This is a genomic window from Citrobacter sp. Cpo221 (genome assembly GCF_030332345.1).
GTDB classification, from domain to species: domain Bacteria; phylum Pseudomonadota; class Gammaproteobacteria; order Enterobacterales; family Enterobacteriaceae; genus Citrobacter; species Citrobacter portucalensis.
In genome coordinates this window covers 14,608-35,661 of sequence record NZ_JAOWIA010000062.1, presented here as the reverse complement: position 1 = coordinate 35,661, position 21,054 = coordinate 14,608, and the positions used below count along the sequence as shown (strand labels likewise).

Here is a 21,054-nt window from a genome sequence, read left to right as displayed (position 1 = left end):
CATAATGCAGCTACAGATTAACGCACCGGAAATCAAAACCGTTTATGAACAGCAGCTGTTTAATGGCAAAAATTTCCATGTGTTCATCTATAACAAAACTGAGAGCATCAGCGGGCTGCATCAGCATGACTACTATGAATTTACCCTGGTTTTAACCGGGCGCTATTATCAGGAAATCAACGGTAAACGCGTCCTGCTCGAACGTGGAGACTTTGTCTTTATCCCGTTGGGATCGCACCACCAGAGTTTTTATGATTTTGGTGCGACAAGGATCCTTAACGTCGGCATCAGTAAACGTTTTTTTGAACAGCACTATCACCCGCTGCTGCCATTTTGTTTCGTTGCATCGCAGGTCTACCGGGCAAATAACTCGTTTCTTACCTACATTGAAACGGTTATTGCATCACTGAACTTTCGTGAGAGCGGGCTGGATGAATTTGTAGAAGTGGTCACCTTCTATATTATAAATCGGTTACGCCATCATCGCGAAGAGCAGGTGCTGGATGATATTCCGCAGTGGCTTAAAACCACCGTCGAGACCATGCACGACAAACGGCAGTTTAGCGAGAATGCGCTGGAAAATATGGTACACCTGTCCGCGAAATCCCAGGAGTATCTGACCCGCGCTACCCAGCGTTATTACGGCAAAACGCCGATGCAGATTATTAATGAAATCCGCATTAACTTTGCTAAAAAACAGCTGGAAATGACGAACTATTCTGTAACGGATATTGCTTACGAGTCTGGCTACAGTAGTCCAAGCCTGTTTATTAAAACGTTTAAAAAGCTGACGTCGTTTACACCGAATAGCTACCGTAAGAAATTAACTGAATTTAATCAGTAGATATTATTTGCCAATAACCCATTTTTTATAGCTTGCCCAAAATAGCGTCGGGACAGCCACGCTATACCTGACAAACGGGTTGAGCATAATACACGTCAGTGTTTTTACACTGAAGGGAGAAAGTATGAGCCAGAAATTAAAAGTCGTCACTATCGGTGGCGGGAGCAGCTACACCCCTGAATTACTTGAAGGCTTTATTAAGCGTTATCATGAATTACCAGTTTCTGAGTTGTGGCTGGTTGATGTCGACGGTGGAAAAGAGAAGCTGGACATTATTTTTGACCTTTGCCAGCGCATGATCGACAAAGCCGGTGTACCGATGAAGTTGTTTAAAACGCTGGACCGCCGTGAAGCACTGAAAGATGCTGATTTCGTTACCACCCAACTGCGCGTCGGGCAACTGAAAGCCCGTGAAAAGGATGAACGCATTCCGCTGAGCCACGGTTATCTGGGACAGGAAACCAACGGTGCGGGTGGGCTGTTCAAAGGTCTGCGTACCATTCCGGTTATCTTTGATATTATTAAAGATGTGGAAGAACTGTGCCCGAATGCCTGGGTGATTAACTTTACTAACCCGGCAGGGATGGTGACTGAAGCGGTCTATCGTCACACGAATTTCAAGAAATTCATCGGTGTGTGTAATATTCCTGTCGGCATGAAAATGTTTATTAGCGATGTGTTGGCGCTGAAAGAGAGTGATGACTTATCCATCGATCTGTTCGGTCTGAACCACATGGTCTTTATTAAAGACGTGCTGGTGAACGGTACATCGCGCTTTGATGAACTGCTGGACGGCGTGGCTTCTGGACAACTGAAAGCTTCCACCGTGAAGAACATTTTCGACCTGCCGTTCAGCGAAGGGTTGATTCGTTCGCTGAAGCTGCTGCCGTGCTCGTATTTGCTGTACTACTTCAAGCCAAAAGAGATGCTGGCGATCGAAATGGGCGAGTACTATAAGGGCGGCGCACGTGCCCAGGTAGTACAAAAAGTAGAAAAACAATTGTTTGACCTCTACAAAAATCCTGAGTTAAACGTTAAGCCGAAAGAGCTGGAGCAGCGCGGTGGCGCGTATTACTCCGATGCGGCCTGTGAAGTGATCAACGCCATCTACAACGACAAACAGACCGAGCACTACGTCAACATTCCACATCATGGACACGTTGATAACATTCCTGCGGACTGGGCGGTTGAGATGACCTGCACGCTGGGACGTAACGGTGCTACGCCGCACCCACGTATTACCCATTTTGACGAGAAAGTGCTTGGCCTTATCTACACCATTAAAGGCTTTGAGGTTGCGGCGAGCAATGCGGCATTGAGCGGCGAGCTGAATGATGTGCTGCTGGCGTTAAACCTGAGTCCGCTGGTTCATTCTGACAGCGATGCCGAGATTCTGGCGCGTGAGCTAATCCTGGCGCATGAAAAATGGTTGCCAAACTTCGCCGGGTGCATTGAGAAACTCAAAAGCGAACAACACTAACTGAGGTCGGCTATGGAACGCGTACTGATTGTGAATGCGGATGATTTTGGCCTGAGTAAAGGACAAAACTACGGCATTGTTGAAGCCTGTCGTAATGGCGTTGTCACCTCGACAACGGCATTGGTTAACGGTGCGGCGATTGACCATGCGGTACAGCTGAGTCGCGACATACCTGCACTCGCCGTCGGAATGCATTTTGTTCTGACGCTGGGTAGGCCGTTGACGGCAATGCCGGGCCTTACCCGTGACGGATTACTGGGGAAATGGATCTGGCAGATGGCAGAGGAGGATACTTTGCAGCTGGATGAAATTTCTCAGGAACTGGCCGCGCAGTATCAGCGTTTTATTGACCTGTTCGGGCGGGAGCCGACGCATCTGGATAGCCATCACCATGTGCATATGTTCCCGCAGATTTTCCCTATCGTAGCCGGGTTTGCTGCCCAGAAGGGGATTGCATTGCGTATCGATCGTCAGACCGTGTTTCAGGCGTCTGATTTTCCGGAAACGTTACGTACCTCCCAGGGATTCAGCAGCGAGTTTTACGGCGAAGCGATTTCCGAGGCTCTGTTTTTACAGATGCTGGATGCGTCAGTCGACCGGGGAGAGTCTTCGCTGGAAGTGATGTGTCATCCGGCCTTTATCGATGACATTATTCGTCAAAGTGCCTACTGTTACCCCCGCTTAACTGAGCTCGACGTGCTGACGTCTTCGTCACTGAAATATGCAATTGCGGAACGCGGTTATCGTCTTGGCAGTTTTCTGAACGTGTAATTCCTGAGTTTGCGGCGCTTAATGCGCCGCATTTTTTTAGGCGGGAATCGTTTCTATTTTTCCGGCACGTGACCAGACGCGGTGTGCGGTCATCAGCGTCAACAGGGTATCCATAAACTGTGCGTCTGCACTGTCCGCTTCCACCACACCTTCTTCTCCTTCATTTTTGATATTCAACGTTGCTTTAAACTGACGAGCATCGCCGGCCAGGGCGATAGGTTTTAAGTGCTTATACGCTTCGAGTAAATAATATCGGGCATCACCGTTCTTAATGATGTCCGCGAGATTACCGCATGGAACGATAACCGCATCGACCGTCAGGGATGGCGAACCCGCAAAAGTACCGGCGATCGTCAGGGCAGATCCATCATCGGCAACTACCTTACCCATTCGGGAATAGAGCAATTTGGCATGAACGCCTTTGGCCTGTAGGGCTTGCATGATGGCGAGCAGGTCGCTCGATTTCACCTGGTCATTAAGTAGGATGGCGACCACGCGGCCCTTAATCTCACCTTGCGCACCTGCATATAAACTGAGTGACGGTGCATTTTTCAAACCGTTGACGTTGGGCGGTGGCGCAATGCTGGCCTGTTCCTTGGTTAGCTTAAAACCGAGATTATCGGCAACCGCCTCGGCGAGGGCAGTATCAATATGAGCTAACTGTTCGACCACTCTTTCCCGAATATAGGGGCGCGTAACCTTACTGAGTTCGAAACTGAATCCGCCGATAATATGCTGCTGTTCAATTGGCGTCTGACTTAGCCAGAACAGGCGAGGGTGCGCATAGTATTCGCCAAAAGAGGGGCTACGTTCGCGGATTTTGTTTCCTTCAATCCGTTCCTGATACGACTCAAATCCACCGCGTTTTGGCCCCGGCGGCGTTTCACGCGGCCAGTTATCATTGATGGAATTCGGTTCATAGTTGGCTGGATTGGTATCGATGTCCATTCGATGCATGCCGTCACGCTGGAAATTATGGTACGGACAGGTCGGGCGATTAATCGGGATTTCATGGAAATTGGGCCCGCCCAGGCGACTGATTTGGGTATCGGTATAGGAGAACAAGCGACCCTGTAGCAGGGGATCGTTAGTAAAATCGATGCCAGGGACGATGTGTCCGGGATGAAAAGCGACTTGTTCATTTTCGGCGAAGAAATTATCAGGATTGCGGTTCAGCACCATTTTACCGACGCGTTGCACCGGAACCAGCTCTTCCGGGATCAGCTTGGTCGGGTCGAGCAGGTCAAAATCGAACTTAAATTCATCTTCTTCGGGAATCAGCTGTAGTCCCAGTTCATATTCCGGATAATCGCCCGCTTCGATAGCTTCCCACAGATCGCGGCGATGAAAGTCAGGATCCCGACCGGTAAGTTTTTGCGCTTCATCCCATACCAGCGAGGCTTTGCCTGCCAGCGGTTTCCAGTGGAAACGGACAAAGGTGGCTTTCCCTTGCGCATTAATCAACCGAAATGTGTGAATACCGAAGCCTTCCATCGTGCGATAGCTGCGCGGAATAGCCCGATCGGACATTGCCCATATGACGTTGTGCAACGTTTCAGGCTGTAATGAGACATAATCCCAGAAGGTGTCATGGGCGCTTTGGCCCTGCGGGATAGCCCAATGCGGCTCCGGTTTAACCGCATGGACGAAATCCGGGAATTTATGGGCATCCTGAATAAAGAAGATGGGAGTATTGTTTCCCACCAGGTCGAAAATACCCTCTTCAGTGTAAAACTTGGTCGCAAATCCCCGTATATCCCTGACCGTATCCGCAGAGCCTGCGCCGCCCTGAACGGTAGAGAATCGGACAAAAACCGGGGTGATTTTATTTTCATCACTTAGAAAGTCCGCTTTCGTCGTCGCACTCAGGTTGGCATAGGACTGAAAGTAACCATGAGCGGCAGAACCTCGGGCATGTACAATCCGCTCCGGGATGCGTTCATGATCAAAATGGGTAATCTTTTCCCGCAGGATAAAGTCTTCCAGCAGGGTTGGCCCGCGATTACCTGCGCGCAGAGAGTTTTGATCGTCTGCGATTCGCACACCCTGATTAGTTGTCAGAGCAAAATCTTCGCTTCCTTTACGAAAACTGTCCAGTGCATTGAGTTTGTCACTTTTGATATCTGGCGCTTTTAAACTGCCGGACGTAGTGGGCTGCATACCTGGCGGTGTGGGTTCAGGTGTTGACCGATGTGAACCGTCTGTGGGTGCCAGTGAGTCAAGTCCTGGCTGGGATTCGCTGGCATCATGAACCGGCGCTGAGTGATGGAGTGGATGCTTATCATTCTGTGACATTAAACTCGTCTCCTGGTTTCATTGCTGAAAGGGTCGTTGTTGTTGTCAAAAGCTTTAACTATAGACCACTCACTCAGCGGCGTAGGTACAGGCCGATGACGTAAAGCGCGATGAACCAGGCAAACAGCGCACGCAAGGCAGGACGCAAGGCGGCAAAATCGGCTAAGATAGCGGTTTTCTGATTTTTAGAATTTGTCTTTAGTGAAGCAACTGATTATGAAACCTCTTCGCCAACAAAATCGTCCGGTTATCAGCTATGTTCCCCGCGTGGAGCCCGCGCCACCAGAGCATGCGGTTAAAATGGATGCGTTTCGTGACGTATGGATACTGCGCGGAAAATATGTCGCTTTTGTCTTAATGGGGGAGGCGTTTCAACGTTCGCCTGCATTTACGGTCCCGGAATCAGCGCAACGCTGGGCTAATCAGGTTCGCCAGGAAAATGAACTAAGCGATTAATGGATATAAAAAAACCGCCGGAGCATGACACTCCGGCGGTTTTTTGTTTTTTTTTAGCTGACAGACTTAGCGATGCGCCAGTTCGGCGTTATCGTCGCTGTCCAGAATCGTTTTATCAGTCTGCTTGAGCCATTGGCTGGTCAGCGTACCGGCAGTCATGGAACCGCTTACGTTCAGCGCGGTACGACCCATATCGATCAGCGGCTCAACGGAGATCAGCAGCGCAACCAGCGTGACCGGCAGACCCATAGCGGGCAGGACGATCAGCGCGGCAAATGTTGCACCGCCACCCACACCGGCAACCCCTGCGGAGCTCACGGTCACGATACCAACCAGCGTGGCAATCCACATTGGGTCCAGTGGGTTGATACCGACGGTCGGTGCAACCATTACTGCCAGCATTGCCGGGTACAGGCCCGCACAACCGTTCTGACCAATCGTGGCACCAAACGAGGCGGCAAATGAGGCGATGGATTCAGGCACGCCCAGACGACGGGTCTGCGCTTCAACGTTCAGCGGAATTGAGGCTGCGCTGGAACGGCTGGTGAAGGCGAACGTCAGCACTGGCCATACCTTGCGGAAGTATTTTAACGGGCTAACGCCGTTCACACCCAGCAGGATCCCGTGTACCACGAACATAATGCCCAGACCGAGATAAGAGGCCACGACGAAGCTACCCAGCTTGATGATGTCTTGCAGGTTGGAACCTGCAACCACTTTGGTCATCAGCGCCAGAACACCGTACGGCGTCAACTGCATCACCAGACGAACCAGTTTCATCACCCAGCTTTGCAGGGTATCGATAGCGACCAGAACGCGCTCGCCTTTTGGTGCATCATCTTTCAGCAGTTTCAGTGCGGCTACACCGAGGAATGCGGCGAAGATAACCACGCTGATAATCGACGTCGGGTTCGCGCCAGTCAGATCGGCAAACGGGTTTTTCGGAATAAACGACAGCACCAGTTGCGGAACGCTGAGGTCAGCCACTTTGCCAACATAGTTGGTTTCAATCGCGTTCAGACGTGCGGTTTCGGCACCACCTTGCACCAGACCTTCGGCGGTCAGGCCGAACAGGTTGGTCACCAGAACCCCTACCAGCGCGGCAATCAGCGTGGTAAACAGCAGCGTTCCGATGGTCAGGAAGCTGATTTTACCTAACTGAGAGGCGTTATGCAGACGTGCAACGGCGCTGAGAATAGACGCAAATACCAGCGGCATAACAATCATCTGCAGCAGTTGAACATAACCGTTGCCGACAATGTTGAACCACTGTACGGAATCTTTAAGAACCTGGCTGTCGGAGCCATAAATGGTGTGCAGGGCAAGGCCGAACACGACACCCATGACCAGACCGACCAGTACTTTTTTGGCCAGACTCCACTGTTTGTGACGGGCTTGCGCCAGCACGAACAGCAGCACTACGAACACGATAATGTTCGCGATTAATGGAAAGTTCATCCCCGTTCTCCTGATCTTATTATACGTATCACCGTTTAAAGGTGATTCTGTTGGCGCAAGATTAGCAGAACTGTGACTTGCCTCTTATATTCAAATGGAATTGTTTATACCTAAAATGACTTTTTGGCTGATTTATTAGTCAATCTGATGCGTTATGAAACGATTAAACTGCATTTGTAGCGTATTAATCATCTGCGAAGACCAGCGTACCGCGCTGTTCTCTTGTATGGTTTGCGGCATCCAGATTGCCCATGCGAACAGTGCCATGCACAGAAACCGCTCCAGTTGATTGCCTTTTTGCGGCACGAGGATAGGCAGACGAAAACGCCAGCGGCAGGGCCAAAGCAGGGGAACGCCTGCTGGGGTCAGCATGTCGGCCAGAATGTGACTAAGATAGCCGAGTACCATACCTTGTAAGGCATCGGCCGGTATTATCCAGGTATCCGGGACTTTCAGGTAGAACGTGGCCAGCAGGGCAAAAACCGCCAGCAGGCTATGTGTAAACCCGCGATGACCAAATGCCCGGGCAATGGGTTTTGATATCCACTTCAGACGCTGCCCCAGCAGAGATTTGGGATGATCGATATCCGGCAGCAGGCACGTTAAAATGGCTGAAGGAACAATATGCCACCAGTCACCCTGCGCAAGAACGGGCGTTAGTTCGGCATTCTTGGCAAATACCGCACAGGCAATAGAAAAAAGAAGGTGGCCTTCCGCCGTCATGATAAAACCCAATAAACTGTCAATTCATACAGTATAGGGGTTTTATACAGTAGGCGGAAGAGGTGACGTTGTAACCCTATGTCACAAGTGCGGGTTTAGCGTGCCAACCAACCGCCATCCACGGCCAGCGTATAGCCATGAATATAGTCAGAGGCGGGACTTGCAAGGAAAACGACCGGGCCTTTCAGGTCATTTGGCGTGCCCCAGCGTCCTGCGGGAATACGATCGATAATCTCCTGATTGCGCTCGCTGTCCGCGCGCAGTTGCTGGGTGTTGTTGGTCGCCATATAGCCGGGCGCGATGGCGTTGACATTAATTCCCTTGGCCGCCCATTCATTGGCGAGCAGGCGGGTGATGCCCAGAACACCGCTTTTTGATGCGGTATAGGAAGGTACACGGATACCGCCCTGAAAAGAGAGCATCGATGCAATGTTAATGATTTTTCCGCCATTGCCCTGAACCAGAAACTGACGCGCCACAGCCTGCGACATAAAGAAAACGGATTTGAGATTCAGATTCATCACGTCATCCCAATCTTTTTCACTGAAGTCCAGCGCATCCTGACGGCGTATAGTTCCTGCATTGTTGACCAGAATATCGACCCGGCCAAACGCCGACACCGTTTTTGTCACGATGCTGGTGAGAGCATCTTGTTGACTGAGGTCGGCCTGAATGGCCATAAAGCGTCGACCGAGGGCGTTAATTTTCTCTGAGGTTTCATGCGGTATTTTACGATTCACGCCGACTACATCGCAGCCCGCTTCAGCCAGCGCCACTGCCATACCCTGCCCGAGGCCGGTGTCACATCCAGTGACGATGGCGACTTTACCTTCGAGACGAAAAGCTTCCTGAATCATGTTTACCTCAACTATTTATGTCATTAACGCTTGCGCTATAGGGCAAGGATAGGAGAGGTTAAACAGAAATACAATTTAAAATGAAACGGCGTTTTAAAAAAATGCAAGAATGAAAAATGAAAAAGCGGGCAATACGATCATTGCCCGTTACAGGATTAGCCGCGCAGGTGTGCGGCAGTAAGTTCGGTGAGCGAGGTTAGTTTGACGTCGGCAAGCACGAAGCGAGGATCGTCCTGATTCTCATGCGCTGGTACGACGAAGGAACGCATACGAGCAGCTTTCGAGGCGATCATGCCGTTCACTGAGTCTTCCAGTGCTACGCAGTTTAACGGGTCAATGCCCAGTTTTGCCGCACAATCGAGGTAAACCTGTGGGTGCGGTTTGCTGTAAGGCAGTTTTTCTGCAGAAGCCAGTGCGTCGAAGTCATCGCGCAGATCAAACATGGTCAGCACTTTTTCCAGCATATGCAGCGGAGAAGCGGATGCCAGTCCTACTTTGATTCCCTGAGATTTGCACAGTGCTACAGCTTCACGAACGCCTGGCAGCAGCGGTTTTGTCTCTTCAACCAACGCAATGGCCCGGGTAATGATGCGCTCGGTGACTTCCTGACGTGAGGGGCCGTTCCAGGGTTGCTGCGCAAACCACAAATCAACCACCATGTCGATGCGTAAGCCAAGGGTATCGGGAAGTTCATGGCGGCGGGAGATATCAACGCCTAAACTTGCTATCACATCCAGTTCAGCCTGATCCCAAAGCGGTTCAGAATCGACCAGTAACCCATCCATATCGAAAATTGCAGCAAGAATTTGACGCGGGGTTGACATTACAACCTCTCCTTTACGGTGATAAAAGGGATTAGAGCCAGCCTGGACGGACTCTGAGCGTTCATTATGGCTAATTCAGCAGTATACCGCCTTTAAAGATCAGGCGAAAACGGTAATCAACGGGTAAACTTAGGCCAAAATGACACGTCTTAATCAAGGGGAACTCATGACGTATCAACAAGCTGGACGCATTGCCATCTTGAAAAGGCTGGTGGGATGGGTGGTTTTCATTCCCGCGCTGATTTCAACGCTGGTTTCAGTACTGAAGTTTATGTACGCGCACAGCGAAAAGCAGGAAGGGATTAACGCGGTCATGCTCGATTTTGCCCATGTGATGATCGACATGATGCGGGTGAACACACCTTTTCTTAACGTGTTCTGGTATAACTCACCAACGCCTGATTTTCAAAGTGGACTGAATCTCGTTTTTTGGCTGATATTCATCCTGATTTTTATCGGCCTGGCGTTGCAGGACTCAGGCGCCAGAATGAGCCGCCAGGCGCGTTTCTTGCGCGAAGGCGTTGAGGATCAGCTAATTCTGGAACAGGCAAAGGGGAGTGAAGGGTTATCCCGCGAGCAACTTGAATCGCGAATTGTGGTACCGCACCATACGATCTTCTTACAAATTTTCCCGCTTTATATTCTGCCGGTGATCGTTATCGTGATCGGCTACTTCTTCTTCTCATTGCTGGGCTTTTTGTAAGTGCCGCTCTATCGGGCCTGCCACGTTGCGAAACGGCAGGCCTGATAAGCAACGCGGTACGTCGTTAAGCCGCCAGTAATCTATCCAGCGCTTTCTGCGCCACAACCAAATGCTGTCCCCCGAACAGAATTGCCCGATTCAGCAGCGTATAGAGCTGGTAGATTGGCTGCCTGTCGAGAAAGTCCAGCGGCAGTGGCGAGACAGACTGGTAACCGTCATAAATTTGCGGCGGCTGATCGGTATGTAACGGCAGCATTGCCAGATCACACTCTCTGTCCCCCCAGTAGCAGGCAGGGTCAAAGATGTACGGACCGTTAGGACCGAGGGCGCAGTTCCCGGACCACAAATCACCGTGCAGGAGAGACGGCTGCGGCTGATGAGAAGAGAGACGTTGCTGGACATGTTCGACGATAGCGTCAATATTGCCAAACGCTATGCCTTTTTCAGCGGCGAGTTCCAGCTGCCAGCCTATGCGCTGCTCGGCGAAAAAGGTTGACCAGCGACGTTGCCAGGTATTGGGCTGCGGCGTGGTAGAGAGCGCGTTATCGAAGTCGAGACCAAACTGAGGCTGGTCGCTCCATTCGTGCAAATGCGCAAGCTGTTGACCGAGGATAAACGCGTTATGCGCATCAAGCGGACGGGGAGGGAGGAAATCCATCACCAGAAAGCTGTAATCTCTGTCCGCGCCTACTGCCCAGACTTTCGGTACAGATACAGTTTGACTGCGGGAAAGTAGCTCCAGCTGATCGGCTTCTGCCGTAAAGCCGGTCAACAGCTCTCTTTCATCGCATTTGACGAAAAAATCTCGCCCCGCATAGCGTAAATGCCATGCGGCGTGAATCTCTCCGCCGGGCAGTTCATTACGCAGTTCGATTTCGCCTTCACCTAATTGCTCGCTCAAAAGACGACTGATAGCCTGCCACATGATGTCTCTCCCCATGTTGTCTGCCAGATCATAAGGTTAGCGCAAGAATGCGGTTAAAAAACACGAACTGACGCACACCACGGACGCGTCATCGCTGGAAAGGCACTTAATGTTTGTTGCTCTTCTTCACCACGTACCATTGTGGAGACACCTGACTGCACATGATTCACTTCTTTGTAATCACGTGATTTTTTATCATAGTCGCATAACACCCATGCTGACAGTTTTACGCGAGAATCCCCCTTTTTCTTCAAAAGAGGGACGGTGTCATTACTGAGCGAGATACGAATATATTTTTTGCGTGTCGTCCAAAGAGCACAGGCGAGTACCCTGATTCAGCGTTGCTGCACTGCCCGCGGCGACACCGTAACGGACAATATCCTCAAAAGGCGCGTTTTCTGCCAGTTTAAGCGTCATGGCCCCGACCATACTGTCGCCTGCACCTACGGTACTTTGACTTTTCACCGGTGGCGGAACCATCTGAACGCAGGTATCGCGATCTACGCCCAGCGCCCCTTGCGGCCCAAGCGAGACCACAACGCGGTGCGCTTTCCCACTCTGTACGATTTCCTGCGCGGCCTTGCGCACATCATCGGGTTGAGTGAGTTCGCGGTTTACCAGCGCACTCAGTTCTTTGAGGTTGGGTTTGACCAGTTCGATATTGCCGATGGCTAACGCCGCCGTCAGTGCTTCGCCTGAACTGTCGACAATACAGCGGATCCCCTGTTTTTGTGCGGTGGTAATGAGTCGGGTCAACTTCTCAAGCTGTACGCCGGGCGGCAAACTACCGCTGATGACCAGCAGCGCGCCAGATTCAATTTCCAGCACCTGATCCTGAAGTTGGTAGAACTCGTCATCGGCCAGCGCAGCGCCAGGCATGACAAAACGGTACTGTTCGCCGCTGGACTCAACGTGGACATGTAGATTTTGTCGGGTCCAGTCTTTGGCTTCGACGGTGGATACAGGAACATTTTCGTCGGCGAGCAATGCAACAAGATGCTCTCCGGTTGCTCCCCCTGTGGGGAAAATCGCCGTTGCGGTTCCGCCAAGATGGGCTATTGCGCGAGCGACGTTGATGCCGCCGCCGCCGGGTTCGAAAACCGGCGAGGTACAACGAAGCTTACCTTCCGGGTAAATTTGCGGGGTGATTGTTGCGCTATCGAGAGAGGGCGCAAGTGTTAACGTATAGATACGTACCATCTTTACCTCCTGTTAGGCTGTCCTCAGTCTGGCACTTAACCTCCCGAAAGTGAAGTAATTAACAACATGATTTTTCATATCTTTATTTAAAATTATCGTCATAAAGATATATAAATAAAATAAAGGTTTAGGAACGCTCTTATTCAAAAAATGAAATAAGAATTTATTGCTATGTTATTCGAGTCTTTTTATAATTTGTTACCTTTCAGGGGTCTTTTGTCATTGATCCATATGAAAGTTTCCGAGACCGTAATGGTCTCTTTTTTTGTTGTACGGACTCTTAATAAATGAAGCTTTTGAAGACAGTGCCCGCAGCACTACTGCTGACGGGAGGCCTGCTTGCGTCAATGCATGCTGCCGCCGATGATTCCGTTTTTACTGTCATGGATGACCCTTCCAGCGCGAAAAAACCCTTTGAAGGTAACCTGAACGCGGGATATCTCGCCCAGTCAGGCAACACAAAAAGTTCTTCTTTAACCGCAGACACCACCATGACCTGGTACGGCCAAACGACCGCATGGTCTCTGTGGGGAAATGCCAGCAATACCTCCTCAAATGATGAGCGTTCATCGGAGAAATATGCCGTAGGTGGCCGTAGTCGTTACAACATGACCGACTATGACTATCTCTTTGGACAGGCAAGCTGGTTGACCGACCGCTACAACGGCTACCGCGAGCGTGACGTGCTGACCGCGGGTTATGGTCGTCAGTTCCTCAACGGACCTGTGCACAGCTTCCGTTTCGAATTCGGTCCTGGCGTGCGCTATGACGAGCACACGGATGGCACCACCGAAACACAGCCGTTGGGCTATGCGTCCGGGGCTTATGCATGGCAGATGACGGACAACACCAAGTTTACTCAGGGTGTGTCGGTATTCGGCGCTGACGATACCACACTCAACTCTGAAACCGCCCTCAACGTTGCCATCAACGAACACTTTGGGTTAAAGGTGGCTTACAACGTGACCTGGAACTCTGAACCGCCGGCAACAGCGCCGGAGCATACCGATCGTCGTACTACTGTTTCACTCGGCTACCGGATGTAATGACAAATCGGGTCAAATAATTGGCCCGGTTTTTATCTATTAAAGTTAAGGTTATTTAATATTTAATTTGCGTTTTATTTTTTACCTGGCCATAACTCGCTATTTTCAGACAAATTCGATTAATCGATAAATAAACGAAACCGGAACAGTGGGTGAGCGTCATTTAGCCCCAGATCATCGCAGCCCAGCGCAGCATCAACATGGCCGCACAAATAACGAGCAGAATCACAACCATCTTCCAGTGTTTCTTCGCAAAGCGATTTGTGGGCATTGTTTTTTTCCTGCTCAGGTTAGATGACTTTGTGCAAGTGTAACAAAGACGGTTGGGTGTCAGTGAATTGATTTACATCATAGAGCGCACGTTGATTGTTGCTTTGATCGACCCGTAATGCCGTGTACACTGTCAAACGGTGTTATCAAAAAGCGGGTGTAGGTCCAGTGTGGTCTTTAAGGCGACCAGTGACATATTTCGCAGAGTGAAGCGGGAATCAGCCCACACCTTTTTGATAATTTTAAATATTGAATCTTTGTATGTGATCTTACGTGTAAGTACCATCCAGAATTTCACCTCATTCCTGTCTGTTCCTTCCTGTTTCACCAATTCCGCACTACATCTCACTTTCTTTAATTTACCCGTTTCAATTTAGTTCATCTTGTCCTTGTTCGTGTCGTAGAATCTGTGTACCAAATCGTGTACCAATTCCGACAAAGCTGAATAGGGACAAGCATGCCTCTCAACGATACCAAGCTCAGACGTATAGCTGGCAAGCCATATGATGGACCAGAGGAGATAGCTGACGGTGGTGGGCTTTCTGCCAGGATCAGCCCAAAGGGACTAATCACCTTTCAGTACCGATATCGTTTCAACGGGAAGCCGGCCCGGCTAAAACTTGGCACCTACGGCAAGATGTCGATCAAGGAAGCCCGTGACGCGATGGAGGAATGCAAGGGTTGGCTGGAAGAAGGGCGCGATCCGGCAATGCAGCGGAAGAAAGCCAGAGACATCGTTTCCAGTTCGCCGAGCATCAGCACCCTCGTTGATGAGTGGCTTGAAACACCATCAGTGAAAGATATGGTGAAGTACGAATACTGGAAGCGGATGCTGAAGCTTCACGTTACCGACAATTACGGTCGGCTGATAGCAGATGAGATGAGCCCCGTTGAATGGGAGCAGATATTCCTTCGCATAACGAAAGGTGGCTCTCCGGTTCAGGCCGGTAACGTTCTGGTGAAGATGAAGCAGGTGATCCGCTATGCACTGCGGCGAAAACGTATAACTTCAAATTCGCTAATGTTACTCGAAATTAATGATGTCGGTAGCCGCCCGGACGACGGGGAGAGATTCCTGAATGATGATGAGATAGGCGCGTTCTGGAATGCTATCGATAAAACAAAGATGTCATGGCAAAACAAAATGCTGATCCGCATTGTGGCTCTTACCGGCTGCCGCGGCGTTGAATTGAGATTAGCAAGGAAGGGTGACTTTGACCTGAAGGCGAGGGAATGGGTTATACCTAAAGAGAACTCTAAAACGCGCAAGCGCTTTGTGCGAGGGATTTCTCAACTGGCAGCCGATTATCTGCAGAAGGTTTTTGATTTATACCCCGATCAGTCAATCGTGTTTCCACCGGCTAAGCTGCAGGTGGACAGGCCTATGTCAGCCAGTACATTGATTTCCATCGCGGGGCAGGTGGAAGAGGTCATGGGTGGGGAACACTGGTCTCTGCACGACCTGCGCAGAACGTGCAAAACAAAGATGGCTGAGCTTGGTGTTGCGCCTCACGTATCAGAGAAGATACTCGGGCATAAGTTAACGGGGATGCTGGCTGTTTATGACCAGTATGATTACATCCCCGAGCAGCAGGCAGCAGCGGAATTGTGGGCTGATAAGATTCAGGCGTGTGCAGCCAATAGCCCTTTATCTTTGCAGAACTGAATAACTTCTACATATCGGAAGAGAGCACCACCTTTCGGAGGGTGGATCTCTTCCACTTCCTGCGGGAATGGTGTTCCGGATTCTTCCCACTGTTTGCGCTTACGATAAAACGTGGTTCTGGAGATACCACCAAGCATCTCCTGAACGCGCTCACGGTTAACCAGAACCGGCTGAATGCTGATTGTTGTTTGCATGCTTTTCTCCAGGAAAAAATAATGCCCTCACACTGGAGGGCAAATGGGGCATAACGTGGCAGTGCATTCGCACCCAATAGCCAGCTCATAACTGGCTATCAGTTGCGTCAACTCTGTTTGAGAATTTTATCCAGCAAATCATCAGCTGGTTCTGGTTCATTACATATCTCGGACTCTTCAAGAGCGTCACGAAAAGACGCTGCCACAATCTTCCCGCCCATAAATTCCATGCCAGCGCTAACTGGCGGCTCCTTGCCGTCCTCATACTCAAATACGAAAGTCATCTTTCCCATAATCTCTCCTCATGCCGCCCGCATAGCGCGGAGGCGTTTTAAGTGCTCTGCTGTTTCAAGTTCGGCGCGTATCTGTGCCGCCTCGTGTGGGTCGAGGTGCTCAAAGTCATTGTTAAAGCGGTCGATTGAAGCGGTGTTGACCCGGCCCTGTCTCCAGTAGCGGACTATCTCTGATGTGACGGAATGGATTATTACCGGCCACCCATGCTGGTCAGCGTATATCTGACCCCGTTGAATTAGCTGGAACATTGGCAGTCTCCATGTAAGCACCAATGAAAGCGGCTGCCGCCTGTGCGTTTATAGCGTTACCGTAACCCTTAAGTCGGCCTGTGCGGTTGCGGCCTGCCATTGCTCGTAATGAGGACTTTCCGTGTCCCAGGCTTTTGGCAAACCTTGCAACCAGCGGGAATGAGCCGGGTTCAACTGGACGCCATTTGCCATCTCGACATAAGAGCCAGTCCGCATCTCGCCAAAAACCGTTAACCTCAAGGGGCTCATTAATCCCTGTTCCACCGCATAATCCAATCTGTCGAAAGTCCGATCCTTCCCATCGATTCTGATTACTGTTTTCCCGCTCCCCTTGTAATCGCTGGCTGTTGGCGTAGGCCATGCTGCCAGAATCACTGAGCCTGGAAGCTTCATGCATATTTTCGGTGACCCGTCCTGATTCTTCCCGCTGTAGCAATGAGTCGAGCCGGTTGAGTCGTTCGCCACCGGTGTTTGCCAGCCTGTCAGGCGAGCTACTCCGGAGACGTGCTGCAATCCCCGTTTCGTTTCCGGCTGTGGATTTGTATTTGCTACTGGCGTTGGCCACCCAGTAAGCCCGCTCTCTGATGTGCGGCGCACCGATGCCCGCTGACGTAAACGGCACAATCCCGAAGGCGTATTCCAATCCTTCCATGTCTGCTTGTACAAGGTCGAACCATGTATTTGCGTTACCGCTTGCAACCTGTTCGCCAAAGATGTGCTGAGGTCTGCACTCGCTGATGAGGTGGAAGAAAGAAGGCCATAGGTGCCGCTCGTCATCAAACCCATTTCCTTTGCCTGCCGCGCTGAAAGGCTGGCACGGGCAGGAACCAGTCCAGACCGGTTTATCATCAGGCCATCCGGCGAGGCGGAGGGAATGAGACCAGACGCCAATTCCGGCGAAAAAGTGGCATTGGGTAAATCCTCTGAGGTCGTCAGGTGTGACATCTTCAATACTCCGTTCGTCAACTTCGCCTGGTGCGATGTGACCGCTGGCGATAAGGTTACGCAGCCATTGAGCAGCATACGGGTCGATTTCGTTGTAATAGGCTGCCATCACCTGCCTCGCTGCTTATTCCGAAATTCCTGCTCACCTTGGCACTCGACGCACATCGTGCATCCCGGATACGCTTTCCTTCGCTCATCGCTAAGCTGATCGCCGCATTCCTCACAGTGCGTTGCTGATACTGCTGAGTGGTTGATTCTGTGCATGCTCAGTGCCGCGTCACGCTGCAAATCTTCAAGCTGTGATGCGTTATCGATAATGTCAGCCATAGTCAGTGCTCCATGAACTGTCGGTTAATTCGGTTGAAGGTGAACGCGAGAAAATAAAAAGGCCGCATTAGCGACCTTGTGATTCGTTTGGTTAGCGTCATGATTCCACTCCGTACCGGCCCGTCATACGACCGATGCTGCTAACGAATGCCACCAGGCTGATACCAAGCGGCGCAATTTTCTGATGGTGCTTCTTTAGGATCGGCGTCACGACTGCATTCCATTTCGGCTTAGGCCTGCATTCCATTGCATGCTGAATCTCTGCCACGCATTTACGTCCCTGTGCTCTCACTACGTTGTTTTGCTCTGGTGTCATGCTGCCTCCCGGCGAGCGAGAAGTTTCGCTCCGAAAGTCATCAGTTCGTCCCGCTCCACAGTTGCGAAGTGGCAGTGTGTACGCGGGTACGGATGCCAGATAATGAGCATCGACCCTTTGTTGTTGCCGCTTACAGGCTTACCGGTGACCGGGTTGATAAATGCCAGTCGCCCGGCGGTGATAAAGCGAACCTCGCTGGCAGTCTGGATTGCCTCCCTGAACCAGCCGACAGACGTATCAGCCGGAACCAGCATGACGGTGCCGATCTGGTTCTTGCTCTCCGCTGCGGCTTTCTTCACGAACGGCGTGATGTCGCTATAGGGTGGGTTGAGCCAGCAGTAACCGGGGATAGTGAGGTAATCACCCCACGGTGTCTCAAGTGTGTTCTGCTCGGCGGTGATGAACTTGCGGCACAGCGTGTTATGCGGCGCTGCGGCTGCGTCCAGTTGAAAGCAGAACTCAGCATCCAGAGCTGTGAACAGTGCCGGTGGCGTTCGCCATAAATCACGCTGATCTGCTGGCGTGTTGCTGCCTGTATAATCAGTCACTACTCACCTCCCCATAACGACCACGATGCTCGCGCATGCGGTCGTCTACGTAGGTTGGTTGAACCGGTCCGACTGCCATCCAAATCGGCCTGAATGACGCCTCTAAATTGGCGAACCAGACTTCCTTTTCGTGTCTTTCCTGAAGCCTTTCTTCCATGGTCGGATTCTGGAAATCGTTATTAGCGATAGCTGCAAAGCAACGAGCCAGCACCTCAGCTTTGGTGCCGGATCGCTTTGGTGGGCGCAGATATCCCGCCCCGGTGAGAGGTGCCGACATTTGATGCTCCTGATTAATTTTCGTGGATAGCGTGAAGAGGTAATGGGTTACCGGTTAAAACGGAATGTCATCCGGGAAATCCATAGGCGGCTCGTTGTGCTGCTGTACCGGTTGCTGCTGCGTCCGTGGTGGTTGCTGGCTATTACCTGCCGGTTTACCTTCTGCTTGCTTCCCGCCAAGCATTTGCATGGTGCCGCCGACGTTCACAACAACTTCAGTCGTGTACTTCTCGACACCAGATTGGTCTGTCCATTTCCGTGTGCGGAGCTGGCCTTCGATATACACCTGAGAACCTTTTCGAAGATATTCGCTGGCGACTTCCGCCAGTTTGCCAAACAGCACCACCCGGTGCCATTCGGTCTGCTCTTTCATCTCGCCAGTTGCTTTGTCCCGCCATGATTCCGAAGTTGCCAGTGTGATATTGGCTACCGCGCCACCATTTGGTAGATAGCGAACTTCAGGGTCTTGCCCAAGGTTGCCGACGAGGATCACTTTATTTACGCCTCTGCTTGCCATTTATGCAGGTTCTCCTTCAAGTTCATCTTTTCGAATGTTGTAAACGTCCTGGGCTTTCTGCTGCTCACCAGTTCCTTCGAGCATTTTCCATGCTTTAGCGAATGCCTGCTTAAGCTCATCTACTGAAGTCTTTTGTGCTGCGGCATCAGTGAATGCCTTCAGGATCTGCTCAGGAGTGGGGGATAGTTTTGATTGTTTCTGTGATTGGACTTGATGCATCTCTGCATCAGCATCAATCGCTGTCTCTTCTGTAGGGATGCAGAACGCCTGAAACGCTGCGTATTTGTAGGCGATCGACATGGCCTTGTTAGTCGCCTTATCGCCGCTGTCCATCGCTTCGCCATAGGTCGTGACGGTATGAATGCTTCCGTCCTCAGTGCTGACGAAGTCGAAGTCGCCACGAACCGTGATATAAAACAGAGCTCCACCGCTTTTACTGGTTCGCTCTACACATGTGCGTTCGGTATATCGTGGGAGAATCAGGAGCTTATTCTTTACCAACTCAGGAGCCAGAGCGTTGTAGATGTCGTCGATTCCGCGAAACGCATAGTTAACCTGGCTGCCTTGTTTTTTCTCCTTCCGGATCCCCTGCTCAGCAAGGGCGGAAGCAACGCCACTGATTGCGGCATAAACTTTTTTCTGTTCCATAATTTCCTCAGAATGGAAGTTCGGAAGGGTTAGCCAGGAACTCGCATTTATTCATGCGTTCACGTTTAGCCATAGACAGGCAGAAGCTTTTCATCGACTTGTTACCTGACTTGCGCCAGTAAAGCGCCTCAGTAACGTGGTACTGGCGTTTAATCCGGCTGAGTTCCGGCGTTCTTGCTAAATCGGCAGGAATCATCTTCCACCTCAGTAGTTAATTTGAGTTCTCGGCACCATGCCATCGATCATCGCTTTCAGGACTTCGATCGCCTGGTCGCGTGAGATGCTGGTATTAGCGGTGAGTGCGTTAACGATTTCAGTACCAACAGCCTTGCGGTGCTTAACATCAGCTTCACGATTGGCCTTTTCATCAGCGATGCGTTTCTCTTCTGCCAGTCGTGCCGCTTCTTTCTGCTCGGACTCACGCTTAATACGCGCCGCTTCTTCCTGAGCTTTGCGCTGCTCGGCGGCAATGGCTTCCTGCTTTTCACGTTCGGCCCGTTCCGCTGCCGCGACCTTCTCAGCTGCCGATTTCTGCTCACTGGCGATACGGTCACTTTCAGCTTGCTCTGCCTTGAGCTTTAATTCCGCTTCACGTCTAGCTGATTCAACTCGTTCACGTTCGATTTTCTCTTCAGCTTCGCGCTTAGCTTTCTCTTCGGCCTGACGCGTCAACTCTTCTTCACGAGCAATGCGCTGGCGCTCGGCTTCTTCAGCTTTCTCTTTGGCTTCACGGTCATGTTTCTCGTTCAGTAGCAGGGCAATTTCGTGGTCGGACTCAAACCGCTTACGGTCTTCCTCGGCCTTAATCTTTGCCTGTTCCTCGGCCTTGATGCGCTCTTGCTCCTCTTCCCATTCAGTGAATGGCTGACGAGCTTTATCGCGCAGTGCATCCAGCCGATCGCGTACCGTCTTACGATTGGCATCGATAAGCTTCGGAATCTCTTTGAGGTCTGCCACTAAGTCCTTGCCCAAGCCATCCAGGTAAGACTTGGTTTGAGATACGCGGTAGGCCAGTGAAGCGATCTCTTTACGCCCTTTGGCTGTGGTGACATCTGGCACAAAGGACATAACTTCACGCTCAACCTTTGCCAGAATCTCTTCAATCTGGTCTGCCGACTTGAAAACGGTGAGGGCGTTAGCCTTCTCGATTACGACTAAATCCGTTACTTCACTCATGGTCTCTCCTGAAATTTGGTTGTGCGCTTCCCGTCTGCGATAGCCGG

26 protein-coding genes are annotated in these 21,054 nt (G+C 51.0%); 7 read left to right on the top strand and 19 right to left on the bottom strand.

Features of this window, described 5'->3' with window-relative positions:
• The first annotated feature begins 1 nt into the window (after position 1).
• The 3 genes from chbR (at position 2) to chbG (ending at position 3,095) form a co-directional block, all read left to right on the top strand.
• Complete coding sequence (gene chbR, locus OGY72_RS22850) at positions 2 to 844, top strand: transcriptional regulator ChbR (protein ID WP_149384635.1); 843 nt, start codon at positions 2 to 4, stop codon at positions 842 to 844.
• Between the two features lie 124 nt (positions 845 to 968).
• Complete coding sequence (locus OGY72_RS22845) at positions 969 to 2,324, top strand: 6-phospho-beta-glucosidase (protein ID WP_032943151.1); 1,356 nt, start codon at positions 969 to 971, stop codon at positions 2,322 to 2,324.
• Between the two features lie 12 nt (positions 2,325 to 2,336).
• The gene (gene chbG, locus OGY72_RS22840; RefSeq protein WP_286549722.1) at positions 2,337 to 3,095 is read left to right on the top strand and encodes a chitin disaccharide deacetylase; all 759 of its coding nucleotides are present in this window, start codon (positions 2,337 to 2,339) and stop codon (positions 3,093 to 3,095) included.
• Between the two features lie 36 nt (positions 3,096 to 3,131).
• Here chbG and katE read toward each other — a convergent pair whose 3' ends face one another.
• Positions 3,132 to 5,390, bottom strand: a complete 2,259-nt coding sequence (gene katE, locus OGY72_RS22835; protein ID WP_286549719.1) for a catalase HPII — start codon at positions 5,388 to 5,390, stop codon at positions 3,132 to 3,134.
• Between the two features lie 192 nt (positions 5,391 to 5,582).
• Between katE and cedA the strand changes: the two genes are divergently transcribed.
• Positions 5,583 to 5,846 (top strand): cell division activator CedA, encoded by a 264-nt coding sequence (gene cedA, locus OGY72_RS22830; RefSeq protein ID WP_072025560.1) that lies wholly within the window; start codon positions 5,583 to 5,585, stop codon positions 5,844 to 5,846.
• Positions 5,847 to 5,912: 66 nt separating this feature from the next.
• On the opposite strand, the gene tcyP is transcribed toward cedA, so the two are convergent.
• The 4 genes from tcyP to hxpB all read right to left on the bottom strand — a co-directional run bounded on the left by tcyP (position 5,913) and on the right by hxpB (position 9,708).
• Positions 5,913 to 7,304, bottom strand: a complete 1,392-nt coding sequence (tcyP, locus tag OGY72_RS22825; RefSeq protein ID WP_006684833.1) for a cystine/sulfocysteine:cation symporter — start codon at positions 7,302 to 7,304, stop codon at positions 5,913 to 5,915.
• 135 nt (positions 7,305 to 7,439) lie between these two features.
• A complete protein-coding gene (locus OGY72_RS22820) occupies positions 7,440 to 8,039 on the bottom strand; it encodes a metal-dependent hydrolase (RefSeq protein ID WP_122973937.1) in 600 nt (199 codons plus the stop codon).
• Positions 8,040 to 8,122: 83 nt separating this feature from the next.
• On the bottom strand, positions 8,123 to 8,884 hold the full coding sequence (kduD, locus tag OGY72_RS22815) for a 2-dehydro-3-deoxy-D-gluconate 5-dehydrogenase KduD (protein ID WP_286549717.1): 762 nt from the start codon (positions 8,882 to 8,884) through the stop codon (positions 8,123 to 8,125).
• Between the two features lie 155 nt (positions 8,885 to 9,039).
• Positions 9,040 to 9,708 (bottom strand): hexitol phosphatase HxpB, encoded by a 669-nt coding sequence (gene hxpB, locus OGY72_RS22810; protein WP_286549716.1) that lies wholly within the window; start codon positions 9,706 to 9,708, stop codon positions 9,040 to 9,042.
• Between the two features lie 166 nt (positions 9,709 to 9,874).
• Between hxpB and OGY72_RS22805 the strand changes: the two genes are divergently transcribed.
• A complete protein-coding gene (locus OGY72_RS22805) occupies positions 9,875 to 10,411 on the top strand; it encodes a YniB family protein (RefSeq protein WP_008784573.1) in 537 nt (178 codons plus the stop codon).
• Between the two features lie 64 nt (positions 10,412 to 10,475).
• On the opposite strand, the gene OGY72_RS22800 is transcribed toward OGY72_RS22805, so the two are convergent.
• Positions 10,476 to 11,336, bottom strand: coding sequence for a fructosamine kinase family protein (locus OGY72_RS22800; RefSeq protein WP_003030598.1), 861 nt, complete (start codon positions 11,334 to 11,336; stop codon positions 10,476 to 10,478).
• A gap of 270 nt (positions 11,337 to 11,606) precedes the next feature.
• Positions 11,607 to 12,536: a 6-phosphofructokinase II gene (gene pfkB, locus OGY72_RS22795; protein ID WP_286549714.1), complete on the bottom strand. Its 930-nt coding sequence runs from the start codon at positions 12,534 to 12,536 to the stop codon at positions 11,607 to 11,609.
• A gap of 287 nt (positions 12,537 to 12,823) precedes the next feature.
• Between pfkB and OGY72_RS22790 the strand changes: the two genes are divergently transcribed.
• Positions 12,824 to 13,582 (top strand): DUF481 domain-containing protein, encoded by a 759-nt coding sequence (locus tag OGY72_RS22790; protein WP_003840911.1) that lies wholly within the window; start codon positions 12,824 to 12,826, stop codon positions 13,580 to 13,582.
• Positions 13,583 to 13,745: 163 nt separating this feature from the next.
• Here OGY72_RS22790 and yniD read toward each other — a convergent pair whose 3' ends face one another.
• The gene (yniD, locus tag OGY72_RS22785) at positions 13,746 to 13,853 is read right to left on the bottom strand and encodes a small membrane protein YniD (protein ID WP_003030590.1); all 108 of its coding nucleotides are present in this window, start codon (positions 13,851 to 13,853) and stop codon (positions 13,746 to 13,748) included.
• A 456-nt stretch (positions 13,854 to 14,309) separates the two neighbouring features.
• Here yniD and OGY72_RS22780 point away from each other — a divergent pair, with 456 nt between their 5' ends.
• Entirely contained in the window at positions 14,310 to 15,518 is a 1,209-nt protein-coding gene (locus OGY72_RS22780) for a tyrosine-type recombinase/integrase (RefSeq protein WP_286549712.1), read from the top strand.
• Here the strand turns inward: OGY72_RS22780 and OGY72_RS22775 are convergent.
• From OGY72_RS22775 to OGY72_RS22720, 11 genes are all read right to left on the bottom strand, one after another.
• Complete coding sequence (locus OGY72_RS22775) at positions 15,476 to 15,712, bottom strand: hypothetical protein (protein WP_032936075.1); 237 nt, start codon at positions 15,710 to 15,712, stop codon at positions 15,476 to 15,478. The two genes, OGY72_RS22780 and OGY72_RS22775, sit on opposite strands and share 43 nt — an antisense overlap.
• A 107-nt stretch (positions 15,713 to 15,819) precedes the next feature.
• A complete protein-coding gene (locus OGY72_RS22770; protein WP_286549709.1) occupies positions 15,820 to 16,005 on the bottom strand; it encodes a hypothetical protein in 186 nt (61 codons plus the stop codon).
• Positions 16,006 to 16,014: 9 nt separating this feature from the next.
• Positions 16,015 to 16,254: a DUF4222 domain-containing protein gene (locus OGY72_RS22765; RefSeq protein ID WP_003844202.1), complete on the bottom strand. Its 240-nt coding sequence runs from the start codon at positions 16,252 to 16,254 to the stop codon at positions 16,015 to 16,017.
• Entirely contained in the window at positions 16,217 to 17,308 is a 1,092-nt protein-coding gene (locus OGY72_RS22760) for a DNA cytosine methyltransferase (protein ID WP_286549706.1), read from the bottom strand. The genes OGY72_RS22765 and OGY72_RS22760 overlap by 38 nt, the downstream gene beginning before the upstream one ends.
• Positions 17,308 to 17,526, bottom strand: a complete 219-nt coding sequence (locus tag OGY72_RS22755) for a TraR/DksA family transcriptional regulator (protein ID WP_286549705.1) — start codon at positions 17,524 to 17,526, stop codon at positions 17,308 to 17,310. The genes OGY72_RS22760 and OGY72_RS22755 overlap by 1 nt, the downstream gene beginning before the upstream one ends.
• 312 nt (positions 17,527 to 17,838) lie before the next feature.
• A complete protein-coding gene (locus OGY72_RS22745; protein ID WP_286549700.1) occupies positions 17,839 to 18,390 on the bottom strand; it encodes a phage N-6-adenine-methyltransferase in 552 nt (183 codons plus the stop codon).
• A complete protein-coding gene (locus OGY72_RS22740) occupies positions 18,383 to 18,667 on the bottom strand; it encodes a hypothetical protein (protein ID WP_286549696.1) in 285 nt (94 codons plus the stop codon). The genes OGY72_RS22745 and OGY72_RS22740 overlap by 8 nt, the downstream gene beginning before the upstream one ends.
• Positions 18,668 to 18,721: 54 nt before the next feature.
• Positions 18,722 to 19,183: a single-stranded DNA-binding protein gene (locus tag OGY72_RS22735; protein ID WP_047500181.1), complete on the bottom strand. Its 462-nt coding sequence runs from the start codon at positions 19,181 to 19,183 to the stop codon at positions 18,722 to 18,724.
• On the bottom strand, positions 19,184 to 19,831 hold the full coding sequence (locus tag OGY72_RS22730) for an ERF family protein (RefSeq protein ID WP_200010389.1): 648 nt from the start codon (positions 19,829 to 19,831) through the stop codon (positions 19,184 to 19,186).
• Positions 19,832 to 19,838: 7 nt separating this feature from the next.
• Positions 19,839 to 20,027: a hypothetical protein gene (locus OGY72_RS22725; protein WP_286549689.1), complete on the bottom strand. Its 189-nt coding sequence runs from the start codon at positions 20,025 to 20,027 to the stop codon at positions 19,839 to 19,841.
• 8 nt (positions 20,028 to 20,035) lie between these two features.
• Complete coding sequence (locus tag OGY72_RS22720) at positions 20,036 to 21,007, bottom strand: hypothetical protein (protein WP_286549686.1); 972 nt, start codon at positions 21,005 to 21,007, stop codon at positions 20,036 to 20,038.
• Positions 21,008 to 21,054: the final 47 nt, after the last annotated feature.